Annotated in this window: 17 protein-coding genes; 2 read left to right on the plus strand and 15 right to left on the minus strand. The window is 56.3% G+C overall.

Going from position 1 to position 22,226, the window contains the following annotated elements; genetic code table 11:
• Together RYB09_RS03200 and RYB09_RS03205 are read right to left on the minus strand one after the other, a co-directional pair.
• On the minus strand, nucleotides 1-1,030 hold a 1,030-nt coding region (locus RYB09_RS03200; RefSeq protein ID WP_316887485.1), incomplete at its 3' end, for a toxin VasX.
• A gap of 322 nt (nucleotides 1,031-1,352) precedes the next feature.
• Nucleotides 1,353-1,895, minus strand: coding sequence for a GNAT family N-acetyltransferase (locus tag RYB09_RS03205; protein ID WP_058409293.1), 543 nt, complete (start codon nucleotides 1,893-1,895; stop codon nucleotides 1,353-1,355).
• Between the two features lie 177 nt (nucleotides 1,896-2,072).
• On the opposite strand from RYB09_RS03205, the gene RYB09_RS03210 reads away from it, so the two are divergent.
• Nucleotides 2,073-3,566 carry a YifB family Mg chelatase-like AAA ATPase gene (locus RYB09_RS03210; protein WP_316887487.1) on the plus strand — a complete coding sequence of 498 codons (1,494 nt, stop codon included), beginning with the start codon at nucleotides 2,073-2,075 and terminating at the stop codon, nucleotides 3,564-3,566.
• Nucleotides 3,567-3,626: 60 nt separating this feature from the next.
• On the opposite strand, the gene RYB09_RS03215 is transcribed toward RYB09_RS03210, so the two are convergent.
• From RYB09_RS03215 to exbB, 13 genes are all read right to left on the minus strand, one after another.
• Nucleotides 3,627-4,475 (minus strand): aminotransferase class IV, encoded by an 849-nt coding sequence (locus RYB09_RS03215; protein WP_316887489.1) that lies wholly within the window; start codon nucleotides 4,473-4,475, stop codon nucleotides 3,627-3,629.
• A gap of 48 nt (nucleotides 4,476-4,523) precedes the next feature.
• Complete coding sequence (locus RYB09_RS03220; protein ID WP_058409290.1) at nucleotides 4,524-5,411, minus strand: hypothetical protein; 888 nt, start codon at nucleotides 5,409-5,411, stop codon at nucleotides 4,524-4,526.
• 12 nt (nucleotides 5,412-5,423) lie between these two features.
• Nucleotides 5,424-6,359, minus strand: a complete 936-nt coding sequence (locus RYB09_RS03225) for a hypothetical protein (RefSeq protein WP_057402752.1) — start codon at nucleotides 6,357-6,359, stop codon at nucleotides 5,424-5,426.
• A 37-nt stretch (nucleotides 6,360-6,396) separates the two neighbouring features.
• A complete protein-coding gene (locus RYB09_RS03230) occupies nucleotides 6,397-9,765 on the minus strand; it encodes an ATP-binding cassette domain-containing protein (protein ID WP_316887491.1) in 3,369 nt (1,122 codons plus the stop codon).
• Nucleotides 9,766-9,770: 5 nt separating this feature from the next.
• Entirely contained in the window at nucleotides 9,771-10,856 is a 1,086-nt protein-coding gene (locus RYB09_RS03235) for a cupin domain-containing protein (RefSeq protein WP_058402717.1), read from the minus strand.
• 26 nt (nucleotides 10,857-10,882) lie between these two features.
• Nucleotides 10,883-12,046 carry an acetyl-CoA carboxylase biotin carboxylase subunit family protein gene (locus RYB09_RS03240; protein WP_058402718.1) on the minus strand — a complete coding sequence of 388 codons (1,164 nt, stop codon included), beginning with the start codon at nucleotides 12,044-12,046 and terminating at the stop codon, nucleotides 10,883-10,885.
• Between the two features lie 677 nt (nucleotides 12,047-12,723).
• A complete protein-coding gene (locus tag RYB09_RS03245) occupies nucleotides 12,724-14,031 on the minus strand; it encodes a CitMHS family transporter (RefSeq protein ID WP_057402756.1) in 1,308 nt (435 codons plus the stop codon).
• 423 nt (nucleotides 14,032-14,454) lie between these two features.
• Nucleotides 14,455-15,852, minus strand: a complete 1,398-nt coding sequence (locus RYB09_RS03250; RefSeq protein ID WP_044324611.1) for an aminoacyl-tRNA deacylase and HDOD domain-containing protein — start codon at nucleotides 15,850-15,852, stop codon at nucleotides 14,455-14,457.
• Nucleotides 15,853-15,938: 86 nt separating this feature from the next.
• On the minus strand, nucleotides 15,939-18,014 hold the full coding sequence (gene recG, locus RYB09_RS03255) for an ATP-dependent DNA helicase RecG (RefSeq protein WP_219170746.1): 2,076 nt from the start codon (nucleotides 18,012-18,014) through the stop codon (nucleotides 15,939-15,941).
• Between the two features lie 11 nt (nucleotides 18,015-18,025).
• A complete protein-coding gene (locus tag RYB09_RS03260; RefSeq protein ID WP_002551493.1) occupies nucleotides 18,026-18,949 on the minus strand; it encodes a hydrogen peroxide-inducible genes activator in 924 nt (307 codons plus the stop codon).
• A gap of 92 nt (nucleotides 18,950-19,041) precedes the next feature.
• Nucleotides 19,042-19,788, minus strand: coding sequence for an energy transducer TonB (locus RYB09_RS03265; protein ID WP_058402720.1), 747 nt, complete (start codon nucleotides 19,786-19,788; stop codon nucleotides 19,042-19,044).
• On the minus strand, nucleotides 19,785-20,210 hold the full coding sequence (gene exbD, locus RYB09_RS03270; RefSeq protein ID WP_002551495.1) for a TonB system transport protein ExbD: 426 nt from the start codon (nucleotides 20,208-20,210) through the stop codon (nucleotides 19,785-19,787). Before exbD ends, RYB09_RS03265 begins: the two co-directional genes overlap by 4 nt.
• Nucleotides 20,211-20,213: 3 nt before the next feature.
• Nucleotides 20,214-21,167, minus strand: coding sequence for a tonB-system energizer ExbB (gene exbB, locus RYB09_RS03275; RefSeq protein WP_005731620.1), 954 nt, complete (start codon nucleotides 21,165-21,167; stop codon nucleotides 20,214-20,216).
• 209 nt (nucleotides 21,168-21,376) lie between these two features.
• Between exbB and RYB09_RS03280 the strand changes: the two genes are divergently transcribed.
• Nucleotides 21,377-22,222: an SDR family oxidoreductase gene (locus tag RYB09_RS03280; protein WP_058402722.1), complete on the plus strand. Its 846-nt coding sequence runs from the start codon at nucleotides 21,377-21,379 to the stop codon at nucleotides 22,220-22,222.
• Nucleotides 22,223-22,226: the final 4 nt, after the last annotated feature.

The following is a 22,226-nucleotide window of genomic DNA, read 5'->3' on the forward strand; positions in this document are numbered from 1 at the left end:
CGGGAACGTTGCTGCTGCTGATCTGTGCTTCTTCAAGGATGCATTGCTCGAAGTACGCTTCGACCTCGCTCAGGTACCGGTGCGTGAGTGCCGCATTGCCGCGCACCGACGCTGGCAGTTTTTGCGGGTCGCTCTCGGCACCACACAGTCCGGAGACAGTCTGGGCAATCTGGATCTTGTGTTCATGCGCGCTTTGCCATTCCCGAAAAGCCGCCTGATCAGCGGCCAGTTGCATGCCCAGATCATTGAAAACGGCCAGCGGGTCATCAAGGGCGATGAGCAGGGAACTGTCCTGATCGTCGACGCTGCCTTGCCAAAAAACATCAGCACCCAGTGGTGCCCATAACGGATGTGTTTCGGCGTCTTCCGACAGCGGGCGAGCAGTGGGGATCGCCGAGTCAGCGAAACGGCCGTCGTCAGTGACATGGCCCTTGTCGATGTCCGCCACGGCCTCGGCGATACGGTTCAACGGCAGGGTGTCCGGCTCGGCCATGGTGATGCAGTAACTGGCCAGGTCGAGTACTTTCATCCACAGCGCACGGCTTGGGGCGCTGGAACGCATGTGCTCGCAAATTCGCCACGTCCATTGCTGCGGGGAAAAGGCGATGTGCAGTGTGTTACGTCTCGGGTAGAGCAGGAAGGGCTTGCCATCGCTGGCACCGCTTCGCTGGTCACTGCCGATCTGCGCGTCCGTCCAGACGATGCGGCTCAGATGGCCGTTGTTTGCTGAGGCGACATATTCATGCAGCGTCCCGGCCGTTTCGTCGAAAACATAGACGTAGCCGTCATACAGCTGGCGAAGGGTGTAGCTGCGTGTTTTCAGTGTCGGCATCAGCGCCCATTTGCCCTGTTTCGGCAATGGTTTCAGTTGCTCCGGCGCGGCGTCGTAGCGGGAGCGATCCAGCGCGTAGCGCACCGGCACGATGGCGACGTTGGGTCCTCTGAACGGGCAAAGGCTGGTGGCTGTCGCCGGGGTTTTGGGGAACAGTGCGGTGCGTCGTTGCTGGTGTGTGCCGTGTTTATCGGTCATGCGGGAAACTCTCTGCGCAGAAACGGGCAATTTCGCCTGCTGTATGCAGAAGTACATTCCAAGATGTGTGCCGAGAAGTTTTTTATCTAATAAAAACAGATAGATAAAGATTTTCTACGAAGTGATTGGTCAATGTTTAATCAAGAAACCGCGAAAAAGCGCGCAAGCTTCTGCGCATGCGTGCGAATTCTTTCATGTGTGTTGCGGCGCTTTGAATATAAAGCGCTGCCTGTGTCACCCGGACTTTGGATGCGCAAAAGTCTGCGCATCCGATACGTTGCATGACGGCGATAGCGGAGTGTTTATTGAGGGGCAGGTTTAGCTAAGGTGAGCAGGGCAACGTTGAGGGCGGTGTCGTGATGAGCTGTTCAAGTTTGATCTCGACCAACCTGACATTGTCTCGTTCGATCGTCTTGGTTTTGATCGGCTCTTTTGCGAACCCTCGCTGATGGTAGAAATCGATGGCAGGGGCATTGTTCTCCAGCACCCAGACGACAACTCTGGTGCGGCCAGCGGATTGAAAGAGAGGCATCACATAGTCGAATAGCTCTCGCCCAATACCTTGGCGTGTGTGCATCGGGCTGATATAGATGGCCTGTATTTCTGCGACGCTGCGGTCTTCGGGATGTTCCCTGTCAGCCCCCGTGGCCACCCAGCCCAAGACCCGATCTAACCTGTCGACTTTAACGTACAGGCCAGATTCGCCCGAAGCGATCTCCTTGGTCCAGTGGGACAGCCTTGCCTCAAGCGTTATCCGATTGATATAGGCAGCGGGAATGATGCCCTCATAGGCACTTCTCCATGACTCCAGATGAATCGTCGCTATCTGCAACGAGTCCTTGGGAAGGGCAAGGCGGATGCTCATATCAATGCTCCTGCTCGGTGTGTTTCAGCATTTAAAGCAATGTTTATGGCATTTCTACGCAACCAAACATATATCCGTCTTTCTTGCCCCACTCACACCCTGTATCCATTCCCCACTCACCCCCACCCCGCAAATAAAGCACGATACCCGCCCATCGCTCATATCAAGGAATGATCCATGTCGCTGGCCATCGTCCATAGTCGTGCCCAGGTCGGGGTGGAAGCCCCGGCGGTTACTGTTGAAGCGCATCTGGCCAACGGCCTGCCGGCCCTGACGCTGGTGGGGTTGCCGGAGGGGGCGGTCAAGGAGAGCAAGGACCGGGTGCGCAGTGCCATTCTCAATTCCGGGCTGGATTTTCCGGCGCGACGGATCACGCTCAACCTTGCGCCGGCTGATTTGCCCAAGGATGGCGGGCGGTTCGATCTGGCGATTGCGCTGGGTTTGCTGGCCGCCAGCGGGCAGGTGCCGTTGGTTGCGTTGCAGGATGTTGAATGCCTGGGCGAGTTGGCGTTGTCGGGGGCGATTCGGCCGATTCAGGGTGTGCTGCCTGCTGCACTGGCGGCACGTGCGGCGGAGCGGACGCTGATTATTCCTGCGGTGAACGCTGAGGAAGCGTGTCTGGCCTCGGGGCTGCGGGTGATTGCGGTGAATCACTTGCTGGAGCTGGTCGCGCATTTCAACGGGCGCACGGTGATTGCGCCGTATCAGTCCAGCGGCCTGCTGCATCAGCCCAAGCCGTATCCGGACCTCAGCGAAGTGCAGGGCCAGACGGCTGCAAAACGTGCGCTAGTGATTGCCGCTGCCGGGGCGCACAACCTGCTGTTCAGCGGGCCGCCTGGCACCGGCAAGACTCTGCTTGCCAGTCGGTTGCCGGGTTTGTTGCCGCCGCTGGACGAGCACGAAGCGCTGGAGGTGGCGGCGATTCAGTCGGTTGCCAGTCAGGTGCCGCTGACCAGCTGGCCGCAGCGGCCGTTTCGCCAGCCACATCACTCGGCGTCCGGGCCTGCGCTGGTGGGCGGTGGCAGTCGTCCGCAACCTGGCGAGATCACGTTGGCGCATCACGGCGTTTTATTTCTTGATGAACTGCCGGAGTTCGATCGCCGCGTGCTGGAGGTTTTGCGTGAGCCGCTGGAGTCCGGGCATATCGTGATTTCCCGGGCGCGGGATCGCGTGCGCTTTCCGGCGCGGTTCCAACTGGTGGCAGCGATGAACCCGTGTCCCTGTGGATATCTTGGTGAGCCGACCGGGCGCTGCCGTTGCTCCACCGAGCAGGTGCAGCGCTATCGCAACAAGCTGTCCGGCCCGCTGCTGGACCGGATCGATCTGCACTTGACCGTCGCCCGCGAAGCCACCGCCCTCAACCCTGACCCGACCACCAGTGAAAACACTGCCAGTGCCGCAGCCGTGGTCGCTGAGGCGAGAGACCGTCAGCAACGTCGTCAGGGCTGTGCCAATGCTTTTCTCGACCTGCCGGGGCTGCGCGAGCACTGCGCGCTGTCCAGTGTCGATGAAAGCTGGCTGGAGACGGCCTGCGAGCGTCTGACCCTCTCATTACGTTCGGCGCATCGACTGCTGAAAGTGGCACGGACGCTGGCGGATCTGGAGCAGGTGGACGCGATCAGCCGCAGTCATCTTGCCGAGGCGTTGCAATATCGGCCTTCGAATAATTGACTCGGCAGAATGTAAGTCCACCATGGATAAACAACAGGGGCGCACTCGCTTCTGCGTGGGTCAACCCGACGCGCTCATCACCATTTTTTTATACGCGGTAGCCAATAACTCGACCCATGAATTTTTCTTGTAGATGACGTCATCAATACAACTGACCTCTGTGATCTCCATAGCGGTACCGCACAGAAAGGCACTGTCAAACTGGTTCAGCTCCAAGCTTGAAATATCCCGCTGCACAACTTGCAAGTTCAGTAACTGAGACAGCTCGTCGATGACAACCTGGCGCGTTATTCCCGCCAATGCCATGTCAGTGGTCGGCGTGATGAGTAGGTTTTCTTTCACAAAAAAGACGTTCGAGCCGCTGGACTCACAGACCGTGTCCATCGTAGAAAGAAACAGCACGTCGTCGAAACACTCGCCCTTGTCACGAAAACTCAAAAAACTGAGCGCATAGGTAGATGAGGTTTTTGCTTGGTAGGGATGACAAGCAGCAGGGGCTCGACGCCAATTGGCTATCGTCAGCCGGTAAGGCGTGGTCGCGGATTTGGGGGCGAATGGAAGGACAAATATTACCACTTTGCTGCGACAGTTTCGGCCCATAAAACTGACGTCGACATCGTCATAGAACACGACGATTTTAATGTAAGCGTCTACAAGTTCATTTCGTCTCAGTAGTTCATGACAGGCTTCCGCCAGCATGGCGTTGCTGTAATTCACTTCGTGTTTGAATACCTGCGCTGACCGTTGCAGACGTTGCAAGTGCTCCTCGCATTTGAAAATGCTTGAGCCGTAACTGCGCATACCCTCGTAAACTGATGACGCATAAGAAAGCGAGTGAGTGACGGGTGAAAAAGATACTTTGTCTATCTCGAGGTACTGGCCGTCCAGCCACGCGATTGTCGTCGTCATGATCCGTTCTCGGGTTAATTATTGAGGTGTTATGACAGTGCAGAGGAATCAGCGGCTGACGACTTCACGTGCAGTCAATGCGTTGTAGAACTCGCCCTTGATCAAACCTTCGCCTTCGTAGCTATTAGGGCGACCCCCTTGAAGCTGGAGTTCCTTGATGATGGACTCGTAATCATCCACCGGGATAATCCTGAAATCCATGCTCACACGCGTTACATTCTCCGTGTTCTCTGCCGTCCCGTGCAGTACGCGTGGATCAAACATCAGGCACTGGCCGTAGCGAAGGTTGGTCGGCATGGCATCCATCCTGAGGTCCGATATGAACTGCGGACGTTGCTTTGCATAATCGAAGAAATCGATTCGACTGTCCTTATATTCGTCGTAGCTATAACTCTGCTCATGGGCGAACGTTTTTAGAGCGCGCAGACTGGCACGCTTCGAGCAAACGCTGAGTGCTGCGGTATTTTTAACGTCGCAGAACGGTAACCATATATTGATTTGCTGGAAATAGTCGCCCAGTAAGGTATCCGAGTGGTGAGTAAACAACTCGCCGTCCGGTAGTCTGTAACGGTCATCCAGTGTCGTGGGAATGTGGTAGCGCACCAGCGGGTTATGTTCGAACACAAAGTCGAAACCCAGACGCTGACTGAGCCCATTCACAAAGGTGTAGTATTCATTGATCATTGGCTCACCCAGCGTTTGTAACGGGTCATACCAGTGGCCAGACTCTTTTCGGTGGCGTTGGATTTCTTCGTGTTCGAGGCATTCGTGAATCTTGTCCAGCGGGAAGTTAGCCCTGAGCTTATAGCGGCCGACGAGCGTTTTTTGAAGTGTACCAGCCAAATCGAAGGTCGATGTCGAGTAGTCCATAATCGAGATACCATTCTCTATTATGTGCTGGCTATCAAGTTGCCGATTGAGATCAAAGAAAGACACGAAAATTCCTTATTAACCGTATGCTCTGACTGAAAATGCATGCATTTGTTTTTGCCGATTCGTTCTGACAGGAATCAGCCAGTTGTCCAGGTCGACTACCCGGTTGGCACCCATTCGTTTTTTCATATCGATGGCGCCGCGGCCAAGACAGCTTGTCTTGAATCCAAGCTCATCAGCCACTTTATAAAGTTGATAGTAATCGCTGACGTACAAGTTGAGCCCGGGGGGTACCTGGCTGCGGTCTTGACCTTGCACCAGCTGAGAGAAAACGCCCTGTTGCTGATCAGCGTAGCTTAGGGAGCCGTAGACAGCGACATTATTCAATTTTTCATAATTCATTTTTATATAGTATTTTGGACCTTCAGTTGAGCGTGCCAGTGCCTGCAGTGTTTCAAGAGCGTACAGGTTCCTCACGTGCTGGTATTTGTCCACGTTTAACGACTGCAGTGTTGAAAACGCTTCCAATACTTGATTGTTTTCAACCAGTTCGTCCAAGCGATAGAGTCGCGTATGGCACAGTTCTTCAGTCCTTCGGGTAAGGCGTACCATCTCCTTGTATGCTTTTCTGCCCATGGCAGTCAGCAAACAAGCGTCAAGTTCTCCTTCAACATGCAGATAGGCAACCTGCATGAAGGGAACCACTATTATGTCTGTTTCATATTGCTGGCGCAGCGAGTGATCGGTTTTCTTCAGGGAGGGAACCAACAGCCAGTCGGCTGTATGTGCCTGACGTATCAATTGCTTCAGGAACGGTGGGTCCGGCTGCGCAGTAACAGGCATATAAAAGAAGCCGGGTGCGACATAGGCCTGCTCTTCATGCAGGATACCGTCTTGCTCCGCGAGCCCTTTGAGCATTGACTCCCAGTGGGCAATACCGCTCAAGGGCAGCTGTGGGTTAGAGACGCCATAACTGATGCAAAACGCCTCCCGCTGCGCAGGCAACTCCATACTTACGATCCTTGTATAACAATGTGTGAGAATAGGCTTATATAGTTTTTTCAACCAATCGCTTTTCAGAGTTGAAGGTAAAGTTTCTGTTTCCCAGCGCAGAAAGCTCAGCGTTATGAGTAATGATGAAAAACAAGGTTTTTGGCAGGGCTGCCATCAACTTTCTGATGAGCTGAAGTTCTTCGACGCTGTCCAGCTCGGAGGTGGCCTCGTCGAGGATGGCGATGGACGGTGCATTGATGGTCAAATCAAGCAGCGCAAGTCGTTGAAGCTCTGACTTGCTCAGGTTAACGTCACCACTCCAGGCAACCTCTTGATTGAAGCCCTCCGGCAGGCGTTCGATAATGCTCGAGAGGCCCAGATAAGAGGCCTGCTGATAAAGTTCTTCCTGAGACGTGCTATTGAAATGTTCAAACAGCGGTCCCGGCTTGAATATCGGGCTGGAGGTCAATAACTGAACGTCTTCGGCATGTGGCCGTGTCAGATACCCGATAGTGTCACCCAGCGTCGATACCTGACCTTGACTTGGCAGCAGGCTGCCCACTACCAGACTGGCGAAGGTTGATTTACCGACACCGCTTGCCCCCATGATCACCACGACATCATTCTCGTGAAACGCATGGTCGAAATCTTCTAGCACCGTTATTCCGCTGTGAGGGTTAACGAATGTGACGTTTGAAAACGATACCAATGGCGCACCATTTTGAACGTATTGGCATCTAGGCGCTGCCGTTGGCAAGAGGCCAGCCACGACCAGGCGATCGGCACTGTCGAGGACTTGTCGCAACTCCACCACGCACCTTCCCAAGCGCGCGAAAATCGCAATCAGGCTGTATGAAAGACTCACAGCCAGAACGTTCGCCATCGTGGCTACGCCGATGGCGTGAAAGTAAATGGTTGATGCCACGATGCCGGAAAGAAAGAAAACACCCATCAAATCCAGTTTGTAGCTATACCAACGACGCATCGCAGCATTATCCAGAGAAGCAAACGCTCGAGCGGCCAGGTTGCCGCTCAACCAGTTCAAGATGCTGGAGTTTCTGGCCATGCTTTCAAATCGACCGCCGTCCCAACTCAGTGCTTGAATGCGTGTGAACAATAGGGCGGTGGTGTCGATTTCCCGAGTGTTGGATTTTTTTAGCAACTCGCCGGAGCGTCGTGCTCCCCGCCAATAACACAGGCTGATGAAAACAAACGGAAACAGTACGTAAATGTTATTCAGCACAACATACCCTGCCGTGACCGACAGCAAGGTTGCCGCGCCGATGGTTTCCAGCAACAGAACGGGCAATACTTCATCGACGCGCCGCTGATCCCATGTCAGCTTGTTTTGGCTGTCGTGATTGATTTTCTGGGTCAGGCGCTCATCAAGGCCCGGGTTCATTAAATAAGAAAGGTATCGATTGCAGTGTGCAGACGCCGCCTCAATACATTTCTTCGCCGTGACCAACGCCCCGGAAATCGAAAGCAAAGCACTCACTAGCAAAACGCCGGCCAGCCCGAGCAAAGATGCATTCAGATGCGTACCCAGATAACCGCTAGCGATCAGGTAGTCGCCTGCAATAGTGAGCACTTCTTTGAGTGCCATCAGGGTGAATGCGACCAACGTGATGGCGCCCGTGCCGAACGCTATCAGGCTGCTGGTGATTGATCTGGAAACCCGCTCAGGCTGTTCTGTCGAATCATTTTTACTGTGTACTGCCTTTGGCGGCGAGGACGCAGAGAAAGAGCTTGCCACCGGTGAAGCGAGAGGTCGCGAAGAAGCGCAAGCGTGGTGAGTTTTTATGTCGATAATCCTACCGCCAGAAACAGTCCAGATTTCTTCGGCAGTGTCTCTTTCCTCCGGCTTATCCGTGACGAACATTACGTTTGTATCACGCCATGGGCCGTCCAGCAGTGTTCTCAACAATCCCGCAGCCAGCGCGTCATCCAGCCCTGAGGTCGGTTGGTCGATGTAGATCCAGTCTGTGCGTGCCACTAGGGCGCGGACCAGTTCTATTCGTTTTCCCTGGCCTCTGGAAACGTCCCATTGCTTGATTGCGCCGCAATCCCGCTCTCTGATGTAGTCGAGATAAAAGTCCCCGGGCAGGCGTGCGAGCGCAATCGCCTCCTGTACCTCCTCGTCTGAAAATTCACGCCGATAGATACTCAGATTTTCGCCAAGACCGCCAGCGAATATCCACGGTTCGTCCGGAATGAAAATCGCCTGATCGTCAGCCCCGGGAAAGCGTTGCGCACAGTTTCTCAGCATAGATGTCTTGCCACTGCCTGCGGCGCCGACAATGGCAATATGCTTTGCCTTCGTGGAGGGCGGTATTGATGTTGCGCAAGGGGGGGTAACGGGCTCAGGGGCGTCAAGGTATTGCTCGATATGACGGTGGCCTACAAAGCCTTGGGAAATACTTTGCACAATGTCTGGAATATTATTGGCGACTGACTTCAGTCCCCCAATCAACGCGATGGCGGCCAGCACCCCTGGTGTATCGACTTGGCCCAGATAAATTAGTTGTAGCAGCGCCGAGCTTAACAGTGCGGTAATCGGCGTCATGGTCGAGATCAGACTAATGGCCGCGACCAGGCGAGCAGCTTTTTTCAAGGAGCCCTCTTCGAGGTTTCGTTTGGCGGCGTATTCACGGATCAGTTCGGCATTCCAGTTCCTCAGCCAGGCTTGACGCCGATTTTTCGTTGCGAATACCCCCACCTCTATGCGCTGAGTCGCACTCAACGATAACTGTTCATAGGTTGCGCCCAGTCGTTGAGCAACCCAGAACACGATCATTGAACTGCCAGCGATGACCGCAAGGGCAGCCACCGCACTAGCGCCCAGAGCAAGAAAGAAAAAAGCGGAGGTGAAAAGCACCGTTGCCAGCGCAAGCGCTATCGTAATCAATCCTGACCATGAGGATTCGACACGCGCGGCCTCTCGGTCGAGCAACGTTGTCAGGCTGAGCGCAAAGACGCCGTTTTGCGCAACAGTCCTTTTGATTAATACCCTTTGTTCCACATAGGAGCGACTGCCTACGCCGACTAGCTCAGCCAGAAAGAAAGTGTGGTTGAGCGCCAGCCAGGCACAGTAAATCAGCAGAAGACAGGTGGTGCCTTGGGTGATATTCGAGAGCACGGACGAGTCAGCCCGCATCAGTTGGATCAGCAATGATTTCAAGGTGACTGCGGCACCAAAAGCCGCCGCGGTATGCACCCCGATTGCAACCAGCGCTAACATGACATCCCGTTTGAGGGCTGCAAAAATCTCGATATGAAGCCGTCTGTTTCCGGCTCTACTTGCATCATCGATCGCGGCCTTGCACCAGCGTTGCCAGCGGTAGGCGTGTACCGAATGCGCTCCTCGAGCTCCTTCAGGCGTACGGAAGCAAAGGGCGGTTTTCAAGACTTCTGCAATCTTCATAGGAATCAGTTATATACCGGCACAGATTGAAGATCCGTGACGGTCTCACGTCCCAGTGAGTCTTGACAGGCAATATCGGCAAATCGATCGCAAAGCAGTGTGATCATCTCCCAGCCTTCACTTAACGCTACGCGTAAATCCTCGACTTCTCTTGGCGACGCGTCGTTCAGCAGCGCTATGCCCATACTGACGTGATGACCATCGTCTTCGCCATGTTCCTGAAAGTGCGGCATGCCAGCGAATACCCGAGCGGCTTCGCTGTGGAAAATTTCACCGCTGCCTTCCAGTACGACGTGCATCAAGAGCGTCTTGACCATATCGCTTTTATAAAGCATCTGGTGCCTGAACCATTCCATAGTGGAATGAAAGGCTGCATCCGAAACCGGGGAAGGGTTGGTGTTGCGCTGAAGACGCAGGTTATTGTTATGACCCAGCTCTTCTATCAAGTGCTCAAGAGCAATTTTTTTGTGAGCCTGATCAAGCGTCATCGCCACTCGGATATGCAGCAAATCCTGAAACATATCTGACCAGGTCTGCAGGCAGTCGAGGAGTTTTTCGCGCACTTGCGGTCGATCAATGGATGGCGAATTGATGAGCGACAACAGCCGACTATTCTTGAAGCTATCCAGGTAAGCCTGATTGTCTCGTAACAGCACATCGGCAGGCTTCGCGGTATCGGATTCCTGTGATTTGAAGACGACGCTCGGTCGCGACGTGTCTTCGTACAGGGCCTTGCCATTGAACTGAATGGAAAGTGCCCAAAAACCATTTTGGGTGCCTTTGAAGCCATGCAGGGCATGAGGTGGCACTAAAACCATGTCACCCGCTTCTATCGCACGCTCGGTCGCCCCCAACGTTTCCCCCGAACCATCACAAATCAGTATCAGGCTTGCTTCGGGATGCTGATGAACCGACAGTTCCTGATCCTTTTCGAGCCGGACCCAACTGATAGCAAGCTCACTGTTGGACGGGATGAATTCAGCCAGCGCAGGGTGCTGGGAGAATATCTTCACAACGCCTAAATCGTGCAAGGCGCCATCAACCACTACGCTGTTGAGGGTCTCGATATCGTTACGAGAGATGACTTCCATATCTGCTATTCCTTTGCGTAATAAACTTAGTTGGCGGAACTCAGTGTGTTGAGACGTTCGATGGCGGCGTAGAACTTTTCCCGGTCATGACTAGCGATGACCACCATGCCGACCTTGTCATCATTGGTGTGCGATCTGTTCAATGGCGGATTGGCTTCGCCCATGATCAACCTGATGATATCCACTTCCTGTAAAACATCATTAAGAAGTGCAGTGTCCAGCGGCTCATAAAAAAGATGAGAGCCCGCGAACGTGTAACGGGCCGGCTGTTCGAAACTGTTTTTATCCACCGCACAGCTATGGAACTGCAAAGTCTCCCTGAACAGGTCAACGCCTGTAGTCAGTTCAACCAGCAAGCCAATATAATCGCCGCCGACCCGGTTATTGACCTCTATGAGATGAAACTGTCCATCCGCGATGGTCACCTCAATATGGCAGGGGCCGTGTGTATGATTGAGGGCAGTCAACAACCGCTCGCAATAGCCAGCTAACTGCTCGAACACCGCGGCCTCCAGATTATCTGGCGAGATGATGTGCTGCTCTTCCGCCAGGGAGGTCTTGTACAGTCGCTTGTTGGTGACGGCAAGAACACGATGTTGTGAGTCGATGGTCAACGTTTCGACACTGACCTCTCGACCGTTCAGAAACTCCTCCGCCAACATAACGAAATTTTCCTGAGAAAACCCCTCCAGCGTGCTCTGCAAAGACGTAGCATCTTTGATGATGAATACGTTTTCGCTCCCGGAGCCTTTGGGGTCTTTCAGGACAATCGGGCCATTGCGGGAATTGAAAAAATGCTCAACGTCAGCGCGTGTTCTGCAGATTGCGCTATGGACCGCAAACTCTGTATTTTCCAGCCTGGTGCGCATCAGCGCCTTGTTTATGCAGACTTCGCATGCGTCAAAGTCCATGCCGGGAATAGCATAATGCTGGCTCGCTCGTGCCGCTGCCAGCAGTCCGTCTTCGGTGAACGAAAAAATGAAATCGACTGTCTGCTTTTTAAGGATTTCATCGATTTTGCCGAGTACGGTGGCTTCGGAGAAATCGCTGACAAGATGAATTTTGTCTGTGAGTGCGGTGAGGTTAGGACCTACCGAGTCCGGCAATTGCAGCACGGTAAAGTCAAAACCCAAGCCATCATAATGCATAAAAGTTTCATCATGGCCACCGATCATTACGACAGTCTTCATACACTACCTTTCATGGTCGAACCGACCAATAAATTAACGCATAGGGAATAACGCATTGGGCCTCTGCCGTGGTTTATACGCGGCGGTATTGATATTTTTCCAATACCGGTTGCCGTACGTTTCTGCGACAGAAACGTAGCGTGCACGACCGTACAAATAGCAGAACGCTATGCGGTAGAGAGTTTGTATAGTGAGTAGATTTCAGTCAGTCGAAAATCAACTCGCCCCGGTGGCGGAATGATAATAATCGTTGAAAGAGAGACGCACAGAGCTCGACAGTATACGAGATACTTTCGAGGGCCACTTGAATTGAGGGGAGTGCAAATGAGAACGCAGGGTATAAAGCATGCTATTCCTTTAGATATTTATAATTATTTGCGCTTTCCATACGCGCCATCTATGGTTTCATTGTTTAGTTTGAATGTCAACGCTGTCTGCCAACTGAATGGGCTATCCCTCGGCAAGTATAGAAATGGGCTAATGACAATCGATGCGCCGGGCCTGCGATCCTCGGCGGGCCTTTTACACCCGTCAGAAGTGTAATCAGAATCAACCGCGAGATCAGCCATCTGGCCGAGGCGTTGCAGTATCGCCCTTCGACCAATTGACCGCCCAAACGCAAAAACTCGCCGTCAACGATCAAGTCGACGGCGAGCCTTTGTGACAGGTACTGCGTTTTACATGCTGCTATAGAACGGGAAGATCCCCATCAGCAGCGCGGCAACCAGGATGCACATGCAGACCAGAATCGCCCATTTCAGGGTGAAGCGCTGATGGTCGCCGAACTCGATACCGGCCAGGGCAACCAGCAGGTAGGTCGATGGCACAAGAGGACTGAGCAAGTGGACCGGCTGACCGACGATGGAGGCGCGGGCCATTTCAACCGGGCTGATGCCGTAGTGGGCAGCGGCTTCGGAGAGCACCGGCAGTACGCCGTAGTAGAACGCGTCGTTGGACATGAAGAAGGTGAACGGCATGCTCACCAGCGCGGTGATGACGGCGAGGTACGGGCCGAGCGCATCCGGGATCACTGCCAGCAGGCTTTTCGACATGGCGTCGACCATGCCGGTACCAGACAGAATACCGGTGAAGATACCTGCGGCGAAGATCAGGCCGACCACTGCCAGAACGCTACCTGCGTGGGCTGATACGCGGTCCTTCTGGTCCTGCAGGTTCGGGTAGTTGATGATCATCGCGATACTGAACGCGATCATGAACAGTACCGGCAGCGGCAGCAGGCCCATGATCAGGGCGACCATCAGTGCGAAGGTCAGCGCGCCGTTAAACCAGATCAGCTTTGGACGACGTGCATCCGGGAACTGCGAGACGCTGATTTCGCTGTGATCGACTTCATCACCCTTAAGTTGCAGTTCACCCAGACGAGCGCGTTCGCGTTTGCCGTAGAAGTAGGCAATTGCCAGAATCGCAACCACACCGGCCAGCATTGCCGGGATCATCGGTACGAAGATGTCGGATGCGTCGACATGCAGGGCGCTGGCCGCACGAGCGGTCGGGCCACCCCACGGGGTCATGTTCATCACGCCACCGGCCAGAATGATCAGGCCGGCCATGATGCGCGGGCTCATGCCGACGCGGCTGTACAGCGGCAGCATGGCGGCAACGCAGATCATGTAGGTGGTCGCGCCGTCACCGTCGAGGGACACCACCAGCGCCAGCACGGCGGTGCCGACCGAAATGCGCATCGGGTCGCCCTTGACCATTTTCAGGATCTTGCGCACGGCCGGGTCGAACAGGCCGGAGTCGATCATCAGCGCAAAATAAAGGATGGCGAACATCAGCATCACGCCGGTTGGCGCCAGCTTGGTGATACCCGCCAGCATCATCGGGCCGATCTGGGCTGCGAAGCCACCGAACAGGGCGAAGATGATCGGAACCAGGATCAGGGCGATCAGCGCAGTCAGGCGCTTGCTCATGATCAGGTACATGAACGCAATAACCATGGCAAAGCCAAGGAAAGTCAGCATGGGAATACTCCAGACGTCATACGGCTACAGAACGTGAAATGAACGAGTCAGCTCAGCAGATCGGTACGTGGAGTGGAGGCGCAAGGAGGGTATGGAACGAGAAGTCAGCAAGCATCGGAATCACCATTATTGTTGTTAATTGGGCCTGAAACACGTTGGAATCCGTTCCTGGCTAGCCGGTCTTTTTGCCGGAAGTGAGGCGATGCTAATTGGCCAAGCTTTCACCGACCTTTCAATCAGCCTTTGTGGAGATTTATTGTCACAAGGGTTGTGGCGCATAAACGGAGAAGCGCGAACGAGCGAGATACAGGCGGCTTAGCTGGCTGCGCCTGGGCAACCACCTGTTGGGGGATGAGGCTGAGAATTGAGCGCCGGCATCAAATCTGTCGGCACTATTACCGACAGATTAATTGTGCCGACTGATTACTTGCTGAACTGCGAAGCCAGTTCGCGCAGAAGCACCTCGGCCTCCAGCACTTTTTTCACTGACTCGTTGGCTTTTTCGCGGGACAGGCCCAGGCGTTCGAACAACTCGTCAGGAATCTCCTGCTCTGGCCCGGCACCGATGCCGTTCACCCGCAACAGGCGTACGGCCAGATAAACCAGGTTGGCGTAGACGTGATGTTCGCCCTTGTAGTGGGGGTCGTGCTGGAAGCGTAGCGCGATGGCGAGTTCATCGGGCATGTCCCAATAGCGCATCAGCCAGGCACCGATCTGCTCGCGGCTGATACCCAGCAAATGCTGCTCAATAAAGCTGTGGTGCAGGTGCGGGTTAACTTCCAGCTGGCGGCAAATCAGCGTGAAGTGTGGCGGAAACACATGGGCCAGCAGCAGGTACCCGAAGTTGTGCAGCAAACCGGCGAGGTAGCTCAGGCCAGCTTCCGGGCGACTGGCGCGGGGAATGGCGCGGGTCAGGCCTTCGATCACTGCAGCGGTGTAGATCGATTGCTGCCAATACGGCGTGGTCTGTTGCGGCTGGTCCTTGGGCAGGCTCAGGGTTTTGCCCAGTGCGAGGCCCAGCGCCAGATTGATCACCAGATCAAAGCCCAGCACGCGAACGATTGCATCTTCTACCGAGCGGATCTTGCCGGTGGACGCGTAATAGGGCGATGCCGCCCAGCTCACGACCTGTGCCGCCAGCGCAGGGTCGGTTTCGACTACGCCGGTGATGTCATCGATGGTCGCATCGGGGTCGACCCGCAGCTTGATGATTTTCTGTGCAGTTCCGGCCAGCGGTGGTATTTCCAGGGTCGCTTCCAGACGCTGCTGGATACGACGCGCCGTGAAAACGTGCATGGCCTGGGTGATTTCTGCCGGATCGTCGTCAGGACGATCCAGGTTCGGACGAATGGCTGCGACCGACTGGCCGAAGTGCGCGGCACTGGCCTTGCTCAGCATGCCTTTGAAGTCGTCACTGCTGATTTCCAGCAACAGGCCCTTTTCACCCGAGCCCACCAGCAGTGTCGGCTCTTGCAGCAGGCGATCATCGTAAAGGCACGGTGAGCTGGTCAGTGCCGGGAGCCCCGGCAGCACTTGCAGGTTGTGCTTGGTGAGCATGCGCTGCAAGCGATCATGCGGCACAGCGGTCAGCTGGCGCCCGGTCAGCTCGGTGATTCGGCTGAGGTCGAGCAACTGGCTCTGCGGGAACAGGATAAGCAGCGCACCGACAGCGTCCTCGACCAGCACAGCCTGAACCTTGCGCGCCGGGGGCAAGCTTTTGTCGTCCATGACTTCGTTGTAGCTGATAGCCAATTTTTCAAGCAACTGCCGGATTACCGACGGCGCATGCTGCGGATCATTGACGTGGGCGACTTCTGTCATGAGCTATGTCCAAATTCCTACATTTTTTGAAGTATAACCACGTTATTCGTTTTCGGTCGCACGTGGTGTTCAAAGCGTAGCCTGCATCACACCTGGCCATACTGCTGGCCATGACGCAGCCATCTGTCGAGCAGTGGGCTGACATGTTGGGGCCAACGCTCCAACAGCGCCTGAGCCGCGTCGCGTACGGCCGGTAGCAGGTCTGCGTCACGCATAAGGTCGGCGACCTTGAATTGCAGAAGGCCCGTTTGTCGGGTTCCCAGCATTTCACCGGGACCACGCAGTTCAAGGTCCTTTTCGGCGATGACAAAGCCATCGTTGGTTTCGCGCATGATGCCCAGCCGCTGCCGTCCGATCTGTGAAAGCGGCGGGTGGTAGAGCAGCACACAATGGCTGACCGCACTGCCGCGCCCGACGCGCCCGCGCAACTGGTGCAATTGAGCCAGACCGAGGCGCTCGGGGTTTTCGATGATCATCAGGCTGGAGTTCGGCACGTCGACCCCAACTTCGATTACTGTGGTTGCCACCAGCAATTGCAGCGCACCCTGCTTGAATTCGGCCATGATCGCGGCCTTTTCTGCGGGCTTCATGCGTCCGTGTATCAACCCGACGCGAACCTCACCCAAGGCACTGCTCAGTTCTTCGTAGGTGGTTTCAGCGGCTTTGCACGTCAGTTCTTCGGATTCTTCGATCAGCGTGCATACCCAATAGGCCTGGCGACCCTCGGCGCAAGCAGCGCGTACACGCTCCACGACTTCCAGGCGGCGGCTGTCGGCAACCAGCACGGTATTGACCGGCGTCCGCCCGGGCGGCAGTTCGTCCAGAATCGACGTGTCCAGATCGGCGTAGGCGCTCATCGCCAGCGTGCGTGGAATCGGTGTGGCGGTCATGATCAATTGATGCGGACACATCAGGCCGCCGACGCCCTTTTTGCGCAGCGCCAGACGTTGCTGAACACCGAACCGGTGCTGCTCGTCGATGATCACCAGCGCGAGGTTCTTGAACTGCACTTCGTCCTGAAACAGCGCATGGGTGCCCACCACCATGGGCGTGCCACTGGCGATCTGCTCCAAAGACGCGACACGCGCCTTGCCCTTGAGCTTGCCCGCCAGCCAGGCCACGCCCACGCCCAGCGGCTCAAGCCAGCGCTGGAAATTGATGTAGTGCTGCTCGGCGAGAATTTCGGTGGGGGCCATCAGCGCCACTTGATAACCCGCTTCCAGCGCCTGCAAGGCAGCCAGCGCGGCGACCACGGTCTTGCCCGAACCGACGTCACCCTGGATCAACCGCAGCATCGGCTCAGGCTGGCTCAGGTCATAGGCGACTTCCTTGCCGACCCGCTGCTGGGCACCCGTGGGCGCGAAGCCAAGGTTGGCGAGAAATTGTTTCGGCAGTTTTTTCGCAACAGGCAACGCCGGTGCGCGCTGTGAGCGCAGACTTTCGCGCAGACGCTGCTGGGAAAGCTGGTGGGTAAGCAGTTCCTCGAAAGCCAGCCGGTGTTGCGCCCAGTGATGCCCGAGGGCCAGTTCCTCCACATCGGCATCGGCGGGCGGGTGATGCAGATAGCGGATCGCATCATCCAGCGGGGCCAGTTGATAGTCGCGGGCCAGCTCATCCGGCAGCCAGTCCGGCAGGCTTTGGGGGCCGAGCATCGCCAGGCTTTGCTGACACAACTGACGCAGGCGCTGCTGGGTGAGGCCTTCGGTCGTGGGATAGATCGGCGTGAGGGTCTGTTCGACGGGCGCGGGCTCATCACCGGTAATCGCCCGATATTCCGGATGATAGATTTCCAGTCCGGAAGCACCGGGACGCGCTTCGCCGAAGCAGCGCAAATGCGTGCCACGCTTCATGCTTTCTTTCTGCGCGTTACTGAAGTGGTAGAAGCGCAGGCTGACAACACCGGTGCCGTCGCCAAGCCTTACCAGCAAGCTGCGGCGCTTGCCCATTACCACATCGGCACCGCTGACCACGCCTTCGATCACGGCATCCTGGCCGGGGCGCAATGCACCAATCGGTACTACTCGGGTCCGGTCCTGGTAACGCAGCGGCAGATGGAACAGCACGTCCTGCAGGGTTTCCAGCCCGACCCTGGCCAGCTTTTCTGCCATCGCTTCACCGACGCCCTTGAGCGCCGTGACCGAGACCCTGGAAAGCTCGCTCATTTCTTTTCTGCCTAACTTGCGACTGTTTTCGGACGTGCCACCGAGCACAGACGTGCAGAGTCAGCGAGAATTTCGATGGCTTTGGGTCTCGGGAAGCTTGCGCGCCAGGCGATGGCGACCGTGCGGAAAGGCACAGGCGGCGTAAGCGGGCGGACTTCGATCACGCCGGGCGCGTAGTGGTGACTGTCGACGGCCGAAAGCGGCAGGATCGAAATACCCAGCCCGGAAGCGACCATGTGCCGAATGGTTTCCAGCGAGCTGGATTCCACAGTCGTGTGCTTGGCGCCTTCATTGCCTTTGCCCAGGGTAGGGCAGGCTTCCAGAACCTGATCACGGAAGCAGTGACCTTCGCCCAGCAGTAACAGGCTCTTGTCGTTGAGTGCCGAGGCGTCGATGGTCTCTTTCTGAGTCCAGGGGTGATCGGCCGGCATCAGAACGGAGAACGGCTCGTCGTAAAGCGGCAGGGTCAGCACGTCGGCTTCGTTGAACGGCAAGGCGATGATGACGGCATCCAGCTCACCGTTGCGCAACTTGTCGCGCAGCACATGCGTGAAGTTTTCTTCGATATACAACGGCATCTGCGGCGCAACCCGGTGCAGTTGTGGAATCAGGTGAGGGAACAGGTAAGGGCCGACGGTATAAATAGCACCGACTTTCAGCGGCGCGGTCAGCTGATTCTTGCCTGCCTGGGCCAGCTCACGAATACCTTGAGCCTGCTCCAGCACTTTCTGCGCTTGCGCAACGATGCCTTCACCGACCGGTGTCAGGCGCACGGCGCTCTTGCTGCGCTCGAAAATGAGCACACCGAGTTCGTCTTCGAGTTTCTTGACACCCACCGACAGCGTTGGCTGGCTGACGTGGCAGCGTTCAGCAGCATGACCAAAGTGCTGCTCCTGGGCAAGCGTGACGATGTAGCGTAATTCTGTAAGAGTCATAACGTGCGTCCATGAAGTTGCGACCCCAGCATAGCGGGTGCGATCGATAGACGCACGTTATCAGAAGCACTCACAAGTAACAAAAGTACAATTCAGCGTTTATCCAGTGAATAAACGAACGGTGCGAGGATTTCAATGGTGCCGTTGTTGAGGATTTCCTTGGGCGGCTTGGGTAGCGGCTGAGCGCGACGGATCATTTCCATGGTCGCTCGATCCAGCGCCGGGCTGCCTGAACTGTTGGCAATCGAGTAAGACAGGACGTTGCCGTCAGCATCGACAACGAAGCGCAGGCGGGCAACACCCTGCATGCCACGACGACGCGCATCCTCTGGATACTTCTTGTACTTGCCCAGATGACTTAACAGGTCACCCTGCCAGCTTGGCAGTGCATTGCTGGGCGGCGAAGGCGCAGGAGCGGGCTTCGGAGCAGCTGCTTTTTCCGGTTTGGCAGTCGTAGGCGGCGTGTCGACCGGTTTTTCGTCAGCAGGCTTTTCCTGAGGTGGCTCAGGCTTCTTCTGCGGCTTTGGCGGCTGCGGTTTTGGCTTGGGCTTTTCAACCTTTTTGGGCACCACGATTTCCGGCTTCGGCGCTTGCGCGACTTCCGGCATGGGCTCTGGCTCTTCAGGGGCTGGCGGCGGAGGTGGCTGAACGACTTTTGGTGGTGGCGGCGGTGCGGGCTCGGGCAGAGGCGCAAGCTCGACCATCATGGCCGCTGGCGGTAGCTCGATCGCCTGAGAGGCGGGCCAGCGAACGGCGATGATGATCGCGATAGCGTGCACGGCCAGCACCAACAACAGACTACCGCTGTAGCGCGTCAGTTTTTGGCGCGTACTGATCATTTCTTACCAGCCGTCTCAAGACCCACCAGACCGACCTTCAGGTAACCCGCACCCCGAAGCGTATTCATGACTTCCATCAGATCGCCGTAGTCCACGCCCTTGTCGGCCTGGAAGAAGATCGTGGTGTCCTTCTTGCCCTTGGTGCGGGCGTCCAGCACCTGACCGATCTGCTCGCGGGCAACCTTCTCTTCGCCCAGGTACAGGCTCTTGTCGGTTTTCACGCTGAGAAAGATCGGCTTCTCGGGCCTGGGCTGCGGTGTGGCGGTAGACGCCGGTAGATCAACCTTGATGTCTACGGTCGCCAGCGGCGCAGCCACCATGAAGATGATCAACAGCACCAGCATGACGTCGATGAACGGCGTCACGTTGATTTCATGGTTCTCGGCGAGATCATCGCCGCCTTCGTTAAGATGCAGGCCCACGTGTTAGCCCACCTTGACCATGTGCGGTTGCTGTTGATTGCGCTCGGTCGGTTCTGGCAGATGATCCAGGTCGCGGCTGACCAGCAGCAGAACGTGCGCCGAAGCATCGGAAACCTGAGCCTTGTAACCGGCGATGGAGCGGGCGAAGACGTTGTAGATCACTACCGCAGGAATTGCGGCAACCAGACCCAGTGCCGTGGCCAGAAGGGCCTCGGCGATACCCGGTGCCACTACAGCGAGGTTGGTGGTCTGGGTCTTGGCGATGCCGATGAAGCTGTTCATGATGCCCCATACCGTACCAAACAAACCCACGAACGGTGCGGTAGAGCCGATGGTCGCCAGTACGCCGGTGCCCATGCTCATGTTGCGGCCGCAGGCTGCAACCAGGCGCTCGAGGCGGAAGCTGACACGCTCCTTGATCCCTTCGCGTTCACGGCTGTTGGCCGACAGGCGCATCTCTTCAAGGGCGTCATGCACCAGCAGATGGGCGAGTGTGCCTTCCTTGCTGGCGGTCGAGCTCGCTTCGTTCAGGGAGCGGGCTTTTTTCAGATTGACGATTTCACCACGCAACCGGCGCTTGGCGCCCAGCAGTTCGAAACCCTTGGAGATCCAGATGGTCCACGTAATGATCGATGCGATGGCCAGACCGATCATGACCGCTTTGACCACGACGTCGGCGTTCTGGTACATGCCCCATGGCGACAGGTCATGGGCCATGCCCAGGCTGTTGTCTTCGGCTGCAGGCTCCAGAGCCTGCACGGGGGCTGCGGCATCAGGCGCGACAGGAGCTGTCGCCGCAGGTGCGGCAGAGGTTGCAGGGGCCGCAGTCGGCGCCGATTGATCTGCAAGGGCCATGGGTACGAACATCAGGCTCAAGACGAGGGCTGCGACACCGCGCCATGCACGAGGCAGGCGAGGCATCCGGGTAGGCGAAGCGATTGATTGAATGCGTGTCATGCTGGCCGGACCTGAGAGAAAAATAGGGGATGGTTCCAGTGCGTCGCTCAGTGCTCTCGACGCTCACAGGGAACAAATGGGTCGCCATTATTGCAAATCGTTCTTGTTAACAAAAGTAATACAGTATCTTTTTTACATATTCGCCCGAATTTTCGCCTGCCGATGATCATTTTGTACGGCGCTGACACCACCTGTTATGGAGATACCGAATGACTGCCCCTTCGCTTCTAATCGCCGGCTGCGGTGACATTGGTTCGCGACTTGCGACCCGCCTGCTGCGTCACGGCTGGACCGTGCATGGGCTGCGGCGCACTGTTTCCGAGCTGCCTGCCGGTGTTCACGGTGTGGCGGGTGACTTGTTCGATACCCGCAAGCCTGCCCTGTGGCCCACTGCGGTGGACTATGTGGTGTATTGCGCGACGCCTTCGCAGCGTGACGAAGCGGGTTACCGGATGGCTTATGTCGAGGGGCTGCGCAATGTATTGAGCTGGCTTGAGCAGACCGGGCAGCGTCCAAAGCGGTTGATCTTCGTCTCAAGCAGCGGTGTCTACGGTCAGCAGAATGGGGAGTGGGTTGATGAAGACTCCGTCACCGAACCGGCCAACTACACCGGCACTGTGATGCTGGAAGCCGAGCAGCTAGCGCTGAACAGCGGACTGCCAGCCACGGCGGTGAGGCTGACCGGTATCTACGGGCCCGGACGCAGTGATCTGTCGAACCGCGTGCGTCAGGGGCACAGTGTCAGAGTTGATCCTCCGGTCTATGCCAATCGCATTCATGCCGACGATGCCGCCAGTTTGCTGGAGCATCTGCTTCAGGCGGATCAACGAGGTGTGGCACTGGAGAATTGCTATCTAGGCGTTGACGACGATCCGGCTGCGCTGGCCGATGTGGTGGCGTGGATACGTGAATATCTGGGGGTGAGCGAATGGTCGGAGGAGGTCAGCGTGCAGCGCGTGGGCAGCAAGCGTTGCAGCAATGCCAGGGCGCGCGCACTGGGATGGACGCCAATGTACCCGGATTATCGGGCTGGCTATGCGGCTTTGTTGGGGTAGAAAC

The sequence above is a fragment of the Pseudomonas syringae group sp. J254-4 genome (assembly GCF_032586855.1).
In the GTDB taxonomy this organism is placed as follows: Bacteria; Pseudomonadota; Gammaproteobacteria; order Pseudomonadales; family Pseudomonadaceae; genus Aquipseudomonas; species Aquipseudomonas amygdali.